At 58.5% G+C, this 12,307-nt stretch carries 13 protein-coding genes and 1 pseudogene; 11 read left to right on the top strand and 3 right to left on the bottom strand.

What is annotated here, in order from left to right; all coding sequences use genetic code 11:
• The coding region (locus SJH88_RS16610; protein WP_274755120.1) for a transposase at positions 1-179 on the bottom strand (179 nt) is incomplete at its 3' end.
• A gap of 344 nt (positions 180-523) precedes the next feature.
• Here SJH88_RS16610 and SJH88_RS16605 point away from each other — a divergent pair.
• From SJH88_RS16605 to SJH88_RS16585, 5 genes are all read left to right on the top strand, one after another.
• Positions 524-1,798: an aromatic ring-hydroxylating oxygenase subunit alpha gene (locus SJH88_RS16605; protein WP_047219865.1), complete on the top strand. Its 1,275-nt coding sequence runs from the start codon at positions 524-526 to the stop codon at positions 1,796-1,798.
• Between the two features lie 41 nt (positions 1,799-1,839).
• A complete protein-coding gene (locus SJH88_RS16600; protein ID WP_052862776.1) occupies positions 1,840-2,826 on the top strand; it encodes a Bug family tripartite tricarboxylate transporter substrate binding protein in 987 nt (328 codons plus the stop codon).
• A gap of 3 nt (positions 2,827-2,829) precedes the next feature.
• On the top strand, positions 2,830-3,609 hold the full coding sequence (locus SJH88_RS16595) for an SDR family NAD(P)-dependent oxidoreductase (protein ID WP_047219863.1): 780 nt from the start codon (positions 2,830-2,832) through the stop codon (positions 3,607-3,609).
• 4 nt (positions 3,610-3,613) lie between these two features.
• Positions 3,614-4,591 carry a PDR/VanB family oxidoreductase gene (locus tag SJH88_RS16590; RefSeq protein ID WP_047219862.1) on the top strand — a complete coding sequence of 326 codons (978 nt, stop codon included), beginning with the start codon at positions 3,614-3,616 and terminating at the stop codon, positions 4,589-4,591.
• Positions 4,592-4,747: 156 nt separating this feature from the next.
• The gene (locus SJH88_RS16585) at positions 4,748-5,557 is read left to right on the top strand and encodes an IclR family transcriptional regulator (RefSeq protein ID WP_082138180.1); all 810 of its coding nucleotides are present in this window, start codon (positions 4,748-4,750) and stop codon (positions 5,555-5,557) included.
• On the opposite strand, the pseudogene SJH88_RS16580 reads toward SJH88_RS16585, so the two are convergent.
• Both SJH88_RS16580 and SJH88_RS16575 read right to left on the bottom strand, forming a co-directional pair.
• Positions 5,517-6,131, bottom strand: a pseudogene (locus SJH88_RS16580) (DDE-type integrase/transposase/recombinase); the annotation flags it as partial. The gene SJH88_RS16585 and the pseudogene SJH88_RS16580 overlap by 41 nt on opposite strands.
• A 115-nt stretch (positions 6,132-6,246) precedes the next feature.
• The gene (locus tag SJH88_RS16575) at positions 6,247-7,014 is read right to left on the bottom strand and encodes an IclR family transcriptional regulator domain-containing protein (protein ID WP_103739194.1); all 768 of its coding nucleotides are present in this window, start codon (positions 7,012-7,014) and stop codon (positions 6,247-6,249) included.
• A 109-nt stretch (positions 7,015-7,123) separates the two neighbouring features.
• Here SJH88_RS16575 and SJH88_RS16570 point away from each other — a divergent pair, with 109 nt between their 5' ends.
• From SJH88_RS16570 to SJH88_RS16545, 6 genes are all read left to right on the top strand, one after another.
• Positions 7,124-8,092: a Bug family tripartite tricarboxylate transporter substrate binding protein gene (locus SJH88_RS16570; RefSeq protein ID WP_154165079.1), complete on the top strand. Its 969-nt coding sequence runs from the start codon at positions 7,124-7,126 to the stop codon at positions 8,090-8,092.
• 15 nt (positions 8,093-8,107) lie between these two features.
• A complete protein-coding gene (gene tphA2I, locus SJH88_RS16565) occupies positions 8,108-9,349 on the top strand; it encodes a terephthalate 1,2-dioxygenase terminal oxygenase subunit alpha TphA2I (RefSeq protein WP_047219860.1) in 1,242 nt (413 codons plus the stop codon).
• Positions 9,346-9,810, top strand: a complete 465-nt coding sequence (gene tphA3I, locus SJH88_RS16560) for a terephthalate 1,2-dioxygenase terminal oxygenase subunit beta TphA3I (protein WP_034369201.1) — start codon at positions 9,346-9,348, stop codon at positions 9,808-9,810. Before tphA2I ends, tphA3I begins: the two co-directional genes overlap by 4 nt.
• Positions 9,807-10,754 carry a 1,2-dihydroxy-3,5-cyclohexadiene-1,4-dicarboxylate dehydrogenase gene (tphBI, locus tag SJH88_RS16555; protein WP_047219859.1) on the top strand — a complete coding sequence of 316 codons (948 nt, stop codon included), beginning with the start codon at positions 9,807-9,809 and terminating at the stop codon, positions 10,752-10,754. Before tphA3I ends, tphBI begins: the two co-directional genes overlap by 4 nt.
• A 9-nt stretch (positions 10,755-10,763) precedes the next feature.
• Entirely contained in the window at positions 10,764-11,774 is a 1,011-nt protein-coding gene (tphA1I, locus tag SJH88_RS16550) for a terephthalate 1,2-dioxygenase reductase TphA1I (RefSeq protein ID WP_034369195.1), read from the top strand.
• Positions 11,775-12,093: 319 nt separating this feature from the next.
• Positions 12,094-12,307, top strand: a 214-nt coding sequence (locus SJH88_RS16545; protein ID WP_274755119.1) for a transposase, incomplete at its 3' end; no start/stop codon positions are given.

The raw sequence follows: 12,307 nt of genomic DNA, 5'->3' as shown, positions 1-12,307 counted from the left end.
TTGCCGTTACCAGGGAACGCCTCCTGAGGCTGCTGCCTCAGCTCACGCACCCACTTGCGCAGCACGTTCTCGTGAACGTCCAAGTCTTTGGCTGCCTGGGCCACAGACACGCCACGCTCAACGACCAGTTTGACCGCCTCGAGTTTGAACTCGCGACTGAATGTCCTTCTTCTCTCCATTAACCACCTCCGGTTTCATCTGCCACCTTAACAAGGTGTCATCGAAACCGGCAGCAGCCCATCTGTAGATGTGCAGTCTGTTCCTCGTTTTACGCTTCTTGAGCACTACGGCAGTCAGGTCTATCAAAAAAGAAAGCCATCAGCGCTTGCTTTTATGGGAAGTCTCTGTAATGCAACAACGCCCCCACTCGTGAAGTCTCGTCGGTAGAGCTTCGTTGTCTTCTTTGATGTCCATAGAGTGGACAAGATCGATAAATTTGACATGGATCAGATGGTCCATAAAATGGACATTAGTCTCATCTTGCGAACAAGATCGAGATCAAACCACCTCACGGAGACAAAGCATGAACAAGGAAATGTCCGAGACGCTCACCCGCGTCGGCCCCAATACACGAATGGGAAATCTGCTGCGCCGCTACTGGGTGCCAGCATTGATGTCCAGCGAGATCGCCGAAGCGGACGGGCCGCAGGTGCGGGTCCAATTGCTGGGCGAGAAGCTGCTGGCCTTTCGCAATACGGATGGCAAAGCTTGCCTGATCAGCGAGTTCTGCTCTCATCGCGGCGTCTCGCTGTACTTTGGTCGTAACGAGGAGAACGGCATTCGCTGCGCCTACCATGGCGTCAAGTTCGATGGCAACGGCCAATGCGTGGATGTACCCTCTTCGCCGCAATCCTGCGCCCGCATGCACATCAAAGGCTATCCCTGCGTGGAGCGCGGCGGTATTGTCTGGGCCTACATGGGACCCGAGGAACACAGACCCGTTCCTCCGGAGCTGGAGTGGTGCACCCTGCCACCGGAGCATGTATTCGTCTCCAAACGCCTGCAATACAGCAACTGGCTGCAAGCCATGGAAGGCGGCATCGACACGGCCCATGTGTCCTATGTGCACCGCTTCGAGGTGGATACGGATCCCATGCACCAGGGTGTCAAGGCGCTGGATTACATCAAGGCCGACGGCAACGTGAAGTTCGAGATCGAGCAGACGCCCTTCGGGCTGAGCCTGTTCGGGCGCCGCAATGGCGAGCCCGATTCCTATTACTGGCGCATCACGCAGTGGCTGTTCCCCTGGTTCACGCTGATCGCTCCTTTCGGTAAGCATGCGCTGGGTGGCCACGTGTGGGTACCTATCGACGACTACAACTGCTGGGCCTGGAGCATCAATTGGCAGCCGGATCAGCCGCTTACTGAAGAAGAACGACGGTCCATGGAGGAGGGCAAAGGCATACACGTGGAGTATGAAGCGCCCGGCAGCTTCATTCCCAAGGCGAATCGCAACAACGACTATGGCATGGATCGAGTGGCGCAGCGCGAAGAGCGCTCCTATAGCGGCATCTTTGGCTTCTCCGCACAGGACTATTCGCTGCAGGAAAGCATGGGTCCCATCCAGGACCATGCCGCGGAGAGGCTGCTACCCACAGACAAGGCAATCGTTATGGCGCGTCGCATGCTCAATGAAGCCGCCCTCGGACTAGAGCAGGGAGAAACCCCTCCCGCCCTTGACGCAAGCGAGCAGCACGTGCGGCCCGCAGGCGTGCTACTGCCCCGCGATCAGGACCCGGTGGCCTGGGCCCGCGAGGAGCTGGCAGACGCGACGAAGAAGCCGGTCTTCAGCCTTTGAACAAGAAACGCCACGACGAGAAATGACGGAGACAAAATCAAATGAAGTTCCCCACGACACTCAAGGCCGTCCTAGTCGCAGGCGCCTACATGGCGACTGCGGCCTGGGGCCAGGCAACAGCGCCCTCCGAATGGCGCCCCACCAAGCCCGTACGCATCGTCGTGCCCATTACGGGCAGTACGAATGATGTACTGGCGCGCCTGATTGCGCCCAAGCTTCAGGATGCGTTGGGGCAACCCTTCGTGGTAGAGAACAAGCCTGGAGCTGGCGGGAACATCGGGGCCTACGAAGTCAGCCGCTCGTTGCCGGACGGCCATACCTTGCTGATCGGCTACAACGGGCCTTTGGCCATCAATGTCACCCTGTTTGACAAGATGCCCTATGACCCGCTCAAGGATTTGGCGCCCATCACGCTGGCGGTGAAATCGCCGCAGTACCTGGTGGTCAATCCTGATGCTGGTTTCAAGGATGTGAAGGACTTCATTGCCAAGGCTAAGGCGAATCCCAGCAAGTACTCTTATGGCTCCGTGGCTATGGGCAGCGCCTCGCACCTCACCATGGAGATGATGAAATCGGCGGCGGGCTTCCAGATGACCCATGTGCCTTACCGTGGCGCAGGGCCTGCCGTGACGGACCTGATTGCCGGCAATATCCAGGGCGGCTTCTTTGTTCCGGGCAATGTTCAGGGCTTCGTCAAGGAAGGGCGCCTGAAGCTGCTGGCCTCCACGGGAACAAAGCGCTTTCCCAGCACACCCACGATTCCTACGCTGACTGAATCCGGCCTCAAGGACTTCGAGGCCACGTCCTGGATCGGACTGCTAGCGCCTGCCGGAACGCCGCCCGTGGTCATCAATACCTACCACCAGGCCATGGTTCGCATCCTCAACTCCCCGGATATACGCAAGCATCTGGACGAGATGGAGTTCGAGACCATCGCCAGCACCCCCAAGCAGTTCAGCGACTGGATAGCCACTGAAACCGTGCGCTGGGGCGAGGTCATCAAAGCAACGAATGCAAAGGCGGATTGAACAATGAGTGAATCCAGAATGGCGGGACGGACCGCCTTGATTACCGGCGCCGGTGCGGGCATAGGCGCCGCCGCCTCCCATCTCTTCTGCCAGGAAGGGGCTGCGGTGCTGATGGTGGACGCGAACGCCGAGGCCCTGGAGCGCACGCGCGAAGCCATTTTGCAGGCCCTGCCTGGAGCCCGGCTGGCATGTGCGACTGCCGATGTGTCAGATGAGGCCGCCGCAGCAGCAGCCGTAGGACAGTGCGTGCAGCAGTGGGGCGGTCTCGATACCCTGGTGAACAACGCCGCCATGCGAAACTACAGTGCCGCAGCCGATGCCACTGCAGCCGAATGGCAGGCCATGGTCGGCGTCAATCTGGTGGGGATGTCCAACTACTGCAGGGCTGCGCTTCCTGCGCTGAGGCAGTCGGGAACAGGCAGCATCGTCAACGTGTCCTCCTGCTATGCGGTCACGGGTCGCAAGGGCATGGCCCTGTATGACGCGACCAAGGCGGCGCAACTGGCCTATACCCGTAGCCTGGCATTCGAGGAGGCCGCTCACGGCGTGCGCGCCAATGCGGTGTGCCCGGGCTCCACGTTGACCGACTTCCACGTCGGCAGGGCACGCAACGCGGGCAAGAGCGTGGAGCAGCTCAGGACGGAGCGCAAGGACACATCGCTCATAGGTCGCTGGGCGTCGCCGGAGGAGATCGCCTGGCCCATCCTCTGGCTGGCTTCCCGCGAGGCGTCTTTCATCACCGGGACCACTCTGATGGTCGATGGTGGCCTGCACATCATGTAACGCCATGGCCTCTACATATCTTCAGGCGCGCGTTCACCAGATGCGCTACGAAGCGGTCGGCACCCTCAGCGTGGAGCTGCGGCCGCTTGCTGCGGTGCAGGAGTTTTCCCAGCCTGTGCAGGCGGGTGCCCATATCGATCTGCACCTGGCCGATGGGTTGGTCCGAAGCTATTCGCTGATCAATCCGGGGGAACGCCATCGCTATGTGGTGGCGGTGTCACTGGACCCGGCCAGCCGTGGCGGTTCACGCTTTGTGCATGAAAAGTTGCGGGTTGGGCAAGCGATTCAGATTGGCGGGCCGCGCAATCATTTCCCTCTGGTCGAAACTGCCCCCCATAGCGTGCTGGTAGCCGGAGGGATCGGCATCACGCCTGTTCTGGCCATGCTCCGGAGGCTGGATGTCCTGGGCAGGACGGCGCACCTTATCTATTGCGCATCCAGCCGCGCGAGCGCCGCCTTTGTGCCGGAGATCGAGGCCATCGCTGCCCGGGCCGGCGGCAGGGTGACGGTCGACTGGCACTTCAAGGATGAAAAGGGTGTGCGTGCCGATCTGTACAGCCTTCTCCAAGGACACGCCGAAGGCGCACACTTCTATGCTTGCGGGCCTCTGGCTTTTCTGGCGTCTTATGAAGACAGCTGTCAGAAGCTCGGGCTGGAGCATGTGCACTTGGAGCGTTTTGCTGCCGCACCGCTGGCAGCCCCCCGGACACCGGAAGTCGGCTATGCCGTCGAGTTGCGCAGGACCGGCAAGACCGTGCAGGTGGCTGCGGGGACTTCCTTGCTGGATACCTTGATCAACGCGGGCATGAACCCCGAGTACAGCTGCCGTGAGGGTGTGTGCGGGGCCTGCGAGGTCCGGGTCATTTCTGGCGATGTGGATCACCGCGACCAGATACTGAGCGAGCAGGAGCGGGCGGCGAACAAAAGCATGATGATCTGCGTCTCTGGTTGCCGTTCAGGCAACCTGGTCCTGGATTGCTGAGCGGCATCGGAACAGTGTGCGGATGACAGGTAAGGGCAGTAGCGCCTAGGGAATGCCGCCAGCCGCATGCTCTTCCCATGTGGCGAGCGCTTGTGCACAGCGCAACTGCCCATGTTCGCTATCCATTAGATGGACAATTGCAGGTAGAGTATCGGCATGAATCAGAAAACCGTTGACATGTCCGAATCCGATAAATCCGAAGGCGGGGTGCGCGCAGTCCAGCGGGCTCTTGACGTGCTTCTGGCTTTCAGGCCCGGAGATGATGGGTTGCTGGTGGCCGAACTGCTCAAGCGGGTCGACCTGAGCCGGCCGACCCTCTACCGCTTGCTCGATACGCTCAATACCAAGGGGTTTCTCGTTTCCGAGGGCGAACCCCAGCGTTTCCGGCTCGGCCCGGCAGTCCCTCAGATGGCTCATGCCTGGTCCGCAGGCATGAGCTACGAAACCGTTGCCCAACCCATGATGCGCCGCCTGTGGGAGAAAACCCGCGAGACCATTTCCCTGCACGTACATGAGGGTGCTTTCAGGATATGTGTTGCCGAACTTCCCAGCACGCAGCCTCTGAGCTTCAAGCGGGGCGTAGGTTATCGCGAGAAGCTCGTGCGGGGCGCCAGTGGTCGCTCGATCCTGGCATGGCTGAACGTGAGCAAGCAAGACCTTAGCGCTTATGGCGCGGAAAACGCCGCCGAAGCTAAGCGGTGCACCGAACAGCTCAAGCAGATTCGCCTCGAAGGCTACGCCACCAGTCGCGATGAGCTGATTGAGGGCGCTGTCGCTATTGCTGCGCCGTTCTTCGACAGCAGCGGCCGCGTGGTGGGATCGCTAGGGCTATTCGGTCCCAGCGCAAGACTCGACGAAGAGGTTGTGCAGGGCTATGCCGCGCTGTTAAGGGAAGAGGCTGCACAGCTTTCGGCGGCATTGGGATTCAAGAATTGTCAGGTCCCGGATGATTGCGCACGTTCTTGACGAATAAATCAGGTGCTTTCATCTTCCATTTTTTGAGTGCTTGAACTGGGGCTTCGTGCCCCAGTGCCTTTTGCGGTAAGTGGTGGTTATACAGCCAGACAAACCTGTGCAGCGTCTTCTCCAAATCCTCTGCGCTGTTGAAGTGGTGCGAGCGCAGTACTTGATTCAGGCGGCCATTGAAGCGCTCGACCATGCCGTTGGTTTTTGGCGTCCTGGGCTTGGTGAGCCGATGTTCTATCCCCAGTGCTTGGCATAGCTGGTCGAATTCGTGCTCGCCTGTGGGCTGGCGAGTGCGACTGCCAAACAAGCGGTCTGTGAACTCTTTGCCGTGGTCGGTGAGGATGGTGTGAATCCTAAATGCTGCAGCTTTGCGGACGGCGGCCAAGAAGGCTTTGGCGGACGCTGCCGTCTTGTGTTGCTTGATATCAATGAACACCCAGCGTGTGGCCCGATCAATGGCAACAAAGACATAGCGGCGCTTGTCCTCATCTTGCATCTGGGGCAGGTACTTCACATCTACATGCACATAGCCAGGCTCATACGCCTTGAAGGGTTTGTGCTCGCTCTCAGGCTTGGGCTTGCCGGGTCCGATCAGGAACAACTGCACGCCCCGCGCATGCGCCCGACATCGGAAGGACGGCGCAAACCCGAGCCTCAGCCGCTGCGCTAGGCAAAGACATGGTGGCGCATTACATCCCTTGCGGATACAACTTTTTTTCCAACTCATTGCGAGCGCGCTTCAGCGGCATCAAAAAAGTCTCTTTGAACTCGCTCATGCTGAGTCTCTCTGCTCTAACTGCAATGCTCATGGCAGCAATTGTGTTGCCTTGAGGGTCGCGCACTGGCGCCGCCATGGAGCGCACACCCAGCTCCAACTCTCCATCGCTGCATGACCATCCGGATTGCCGGCAAGTATCAAGCAGACCCAGCAACTCCTCCAAGTCAGTCACTGTCTGATGGGTCATAGCCATCCGCTCAATCATCTCCAGCCTTGCACGCGCCTCCTGCTGGGGGAGTCCTGACAACAGCACCCGACCAATCGCAGAACAGTACACCGGCAACCTGGATCCTATTCCTAGGCCCGTGCTCAAGCTGCGCCGTGCGGTCGAACGGCCAATGATGATGGCATCGTCTTCCAACAAAGTACCAAGCGAAGCGGACTCTCTGGTGCGCTCCGACAGTGCGTCCAGTAGCGGCTGGGCCAACGCAGGCATGGGGCGCGATGACAGAAATGAATAGGCGATCAGCAGCGACTTGGGCTGCATCCAGAACAGCTTCCCGTCACTCTCTAGATAGCCAAGCTGTACCAGCGTGCTGAGTGAACGTCTGGCCGATGCTGGTGTGGACTGCGTGAGCCTGGCCACTTCCGACAGCGTGAGCCGGGTATGCCGACGGTCAAAGCAAGTCAGTACCCCCAATCCCTTGCGCAGCGATTCCACAAAGTTCTTGTCCTGCATAGCGATCAAATCAAGGTGTTTTCAACATTTTTGCGCATAGCGCAAAAACAGGTTTAACACTAAGTACGACATCCCCATACTGCAGTTCCCCACACAAGAAGGAGACAAGATGCGCAACGCATCCATTCGCAGACGCGAAGCATTGATCGGCATTGCCGCTGCGGTCGCCGCAACAGGTAGCCTGGCTCAGTCAAATCAACCTCTCAAGATCGTCGTGCCTTTCTCAGCGGGAGGTACCGCCGATGTACTGCCGCGCCTAGTAGCCGAAAAAATCCGCGCGGACTACGCAGGTGGCGTGATCATTGAAAATAAGCCCGGGGCTGGTGGAAACATCGGTGCCGATCTAGTGTTCCGGGCACCGCCGGACGGAATGACTGTGCTGGCCTCCCCTCCGGGGCCCATCGCCATCAACCACAACCTCTATCAGAAGCTCAGCTTTGACCCGACTAGCTGGGTACCGGTGACGATTTTGGCCACAGTGCCCAACGCCCTGGTCATCAACCCGAAGCTGCCTGTTAAGTCACTTGGCGAGTTCATTGCATACGCCAAAGCCAATCCCAAAAAAGTGACTGTGGCGACGCAAGGCGACGGCTCCACATCTCACCTGACTGCTGCCATGTTTATGCAGCTGACTGGCACTGAACTGACTGTCATCCCTTACAAGGGAACAGCCCCGGCACTGATTGACCTGATCGGTGGCAATGTGGATGTGTTTTTCGACAACATCAGCTCGTCGGCCACCTACCACCAGGCCGGCAAGGTGCGCATTCTGGCCGTTGCCGACGAGCAGCGCTCTCAAATATTGCCCCAGGTCCCCACCTTCGCCGAGCAGCAATGGCCCGCCATGCAAGCCTTGACTTTCTTTTCTGTTGTGGCTCCCCCAGGCACGAGTGCAGAAATCGCACAGAGGCTTCAGAAGCAGATGGCCCAGGCTCTGTCATCAAATGACATCCGCAAGCACTTTCTGGAACAGGGTGCCGTGCCCTGCGGTTGGGATCCCACCAAGACTGCTCAGTTCATCCGCCAGGAAACCGAGAAGTGGAAGAAGGTGCTGAAGGCCGCCAACGTCAAGCTCTAACCCTTAGGAATCAACATGCAAGAATCCATCATCCAGTGGCATGGGGCCACTAATACGCGCGTGCCTTTCGGTATCTATACCGACACAGCCAATGCTGATCAGGAACAGCAGCGCATCTATCGCGGCGAGGTCTGGAACTACCTGTGCCTGGAATCTGAAATCCCCGAGGCGGGTGATTTCCGCACGACCTTTGTTGGTGAAACACCGATAGTTGTCGTGCGGGATGCCGACCAGGAAATCTATGCCTTCGAGAACCGCTGCGCGCATCGCGGCGCGCTCATCGCGCTGGAAAAATCGGGCCGTGCGGATAGTTTCCAGTGCGTCTATCACGCCTGGAGCTACAACCGACAGGGAGATCTGACCGGCGTTGCCTTCGAGAAAGGCGTCAAGGGCCAGGGTGGCATGCCGGCCTCGTTCTGCAAAGAAGAGCATGGCCCGCGCAAGCTCCGTGTAGCTGTCTTTTGCGGTTTGGTCTTTGGCAGTTTTTCCGAGGATGTACCCAGCATTGAGGATTACCTTGGCCCTGAGATTTGCGAGCGCATAGAGCGCGTGCTGCACAAGCCCGTAGAAGTCATCGGTCGCTTCACGCAAAAGCTGCCTAACAACTGGAAGCTCTACTTCGAGAACGTGAAGGACAGCTATCACGCCAGCCTCCTGCATATGTTCTTCACCACCTTCGAGCTGAATCGCCTCTCACAAAAAGGCGGCGTCATCGTCGACGAGTCGGGTGGCCACCATGTGAGCTATTCCATGATCGATCGTAGCGCCAAAGACGACTCGTACAAGGACCAGGCCATCCGCTCCGACAACGAGCGTTACCGGCTCAAAGATCCCAGCCTTCTAGAGGGCTTCGAGGAGTTCGAGGACGGCGTGACTCTGCAGATCCTTTCTGTGTTCCCTGGCTTTGTGCTGCAGCAGATTCAGAACAGCATCGCCGTGCGTCAGTTGTTGCCCAAGAGCATCTCCAGCTCGGAACTCAACTGGACCTATCTCGGCTATGCAGATGACAGTCCCGAGCAGCGCAAGGTCAGACTCAAACAGGCCAACCTCATCGGCCCGGCCGGATTCATTTCCATGGAAGACGGAGCTGTCGGTGGATTCGTTCAGCGCGGCATCGCAGGTGCGGCCGACCTTGACGCGGTCATCGAGATGGGCGGAGACCACGAAGGCTCTAGCGAGGGCCGCGCCACGGAAACCTCGGTACGCGGCTTTTGGAAAGCCTACCGCAAGCACATGGGACAGGAGATGCAAGCATGATCAATGAAATTCAAATCGCGGCCTTCAATGCCGCTTACGCGAAGACCATAGACAGTGACGCCATGGAGCAATGGCCAACCTTCTTCACGAAGGATTGCCACTATCGCGTCACCAATGTCGACAATCATGCTGAAGGGCTTGCTGCCGGCATTGTCTGGGCGGATTCACAGGACATGCTCACCGACCGAATTTCTGCGCTGCGCGAAGCCAATATCTACGAGCGCCATCGCTATCGCCATATTCTGGGTCTGCCTTCGATCCAGTCAGGCGATGCAACACAGGCCAGTGCTTCCACGCCGTTCATGGTGCTGCGCATCATGCATACAGGGGAAACAGAGGTCTTTGCCAGCGGTGAGTACCTCGACAAATTCACCACGATCGATGGCAAGTTACGCCTGCAAGAACGCATCGCGGTTTGCGACAGCACGGTGACGGACACACTGATGGCATTGCCACTATGACAATAGTGCACCGTAGATTGGCTTTGGCCATCGGCGATCCCCACGGTATTGGCCCTGAAATTGCACTGAAAGCTCTTCAGCAGTTGTCTGCCGCCGAAAGATCCCTGATCAAGGTCTATGGACCGTGGAGCGCTCTTGAACAAGCAGCGCAGATCTGCCAAATGGAGCCCCTTCTTCAAGACCTCATTCACGAGGAAGCCGGCTCGCTGGCACAACCAGTGCAATGGGGAGAGATCACCCCGCAGGCAGGCCTATCCACGGTGCAATCTGCAACAGCAGCCATCCGGGCGTGCGAAAACGGCGAAGTCGACGCCGTCATCGCCTGCCCCCACCATGAAACGGCCATTCACCGCGCGGACATAGCGTTCAGCGGCTACCCATCTTTGCTCGCCAATGTTCTTGACATGAACGAAGACCAGGTATTCCTGATGCTGGTAGGGGCTGGCCTGCGCATAGTGCATGTCACTTTGCATGAAAGCGTGCGCAGCGCATTGGAGCGGCTCTCTCCTCAGTTGGTGGTCAACGCGGCGCAGGCTGCCGTGCAGACATGCACCTTACTCGGGGTACCTAAACCAAAAGTCGCTGTATTCGGGATCAACCCTCATGCATCTGAAGGACAGTTGTTCGGCCTGGAGGACTCCCAGATCACCGTTCCCGCTGTCGAGACACTGCGCAAGCGCGGCCTAGCAGTAGACGGCCCCATGGGAGCTGACATGGTTCTGGCACAGCGCAAGCACGACCTGTATGTAGCCATGCTGCACGATCAGGGCCATATCCCCATCAAGCTGCTGGCACCTAACGGAGCCAGCGCACTCTCCATCGGTGGCAGGGTGGTGCTTTCCAGTGTAGGCCATGGCAGCGCCATGGACATTGCAGGCCGTGGCGTGGCTGACTCCACGGCCCTCCTGCGCACGATCGCCCTGCTCGGAGCCCAACAGGTCTGAGGCCCTTCCATGAATCACCAAATCCATATCCACGACTCTGATATCGCGTTCCCCTGCGCGCCCGGGCAATCCGTGCTGGATGCCGCCCTGCAGGCTGGCATCGAACTACCTTATTCCTGCCGCAAAGGTAGCTGTGGCAATTGTGCGAGCACCCTGCTCGATGGAAATATTACTTCCTTCAATGGCATGGCCGTGCGCAGCGAACTCTGCACCTCGGAGCAGGTATTGCTGTGCAGCTGCACCGCCGCCAGCGATATCCGTATTCAGCCGAGCTCCTTTCGCCGCCTCGACCCGGAAGCCCGCAAACGTTTTACGGCCAAGGTGTACAGCAATACACTGGCGGCACCCGATGTCTCGCTGCTGCGCCTGCGCCTGCCTGCGGGCAAGCGCGCCAAATTTGAAGCCGGCCAATACCTGCTGATTCACCTCGACGACGGGGAAAGCCGCAGCTACTCTATGGCCAATCCACCCCATGAGAGTGATGGTGTCACATTGCATATCCGGCATGTACCGGGTGGCCGCTTCAGCACTATCGTCCAGCAGTTGAAGTCTGGTGACACATTAGATATTGAACTGCCATTCGGCAGCATCGCACTGAAGCCTGACGACACCAGGCCCCTGATTTGCGTTGCAGGTGGCACGGGATTTGCGCCCATTAAATCCGTTCTTGATGACTTAGCCAAACGCAAGGTTCAGCGCGACATAACGCTGATCTGGGGGGCTCGCAACCCCTCGGGCCTGTATCTTCCTAGCGCCATCGACAAGTGGCGCAAAGTCTGGCCACAGTTTCGCTACATTGCAGCCATCACCGACCTAGGCGATATGCCTGCGGATGCTCACGCAGGTCGGGTGGATGACGCGCTACGCACACACTTTGGCAACCTGCACGATCATGTGGTGCACTGCTGTGGCTCACCCTCCCTGGTTCAATCAGTGCGCACAGCAGCTTCCGATATGGGCCTGTTAGCACAGGACTTCCACGCGGATGTTTTTGCGACGAGCCCGACTGGTAGCCACTAGAAGTAGCTATTCATGCGATATCAACACGGCGGGATATGACGGAGGCTGAGCTTGCGAGTGACTTGATGGGGAATGTTTGATAAACACTGAAAGGGGCTTTATGCCTAATGCCAGTCAGTTAAGGTTCAGCTGCCTCTAGATGAGCTAAAAGGCAACGTGTTTACACGTTGCCTTTTTCATTGATGGGTATTCTCTCAGGCGCATTGCGCCAATGTCTCTCTCAAGCGCCAGATCAGCTTGATCAATTGGCAGCTTTCATTGATCGTTCTTGAATCGCCCCGGGTTTTGAGGAGGCTCCAACACTTGAGAAGATGGAGCTATGACCAAGTCAAACAAGTTCTCGCCCGAGGTGCGCGAGCGTGCCGTACGCATGGTGCAGGAGCACCGAGCCAACTACCCTTCGCTGTGGGCAGCCATTGAATCAATAGCCCCCAAGATTGGCTGCGTGCCGCAGACCTTGAACGATTGGGTCAAGAAGGCCGAGGTCGACAGCGGCCAGCGTGCCGGTACCACCACGTCAGAAGCCCAGCGCA

The organism is Comamonas sp. GCA5 (assembly GCF_036541385.1).
GTDB classification, from domain to species: Bacteria; Pseudomonadota; Gammaproteobacteria; order Burkholderiales; family Burkholderiaceae_C; genus Comamonas; species Comamonas aquatica.
The sequence above is the reverse complement of the archived record's forward strand: the minus strand, read 5'-3'. Positions and strand labels throughout refer to the sequence as shown.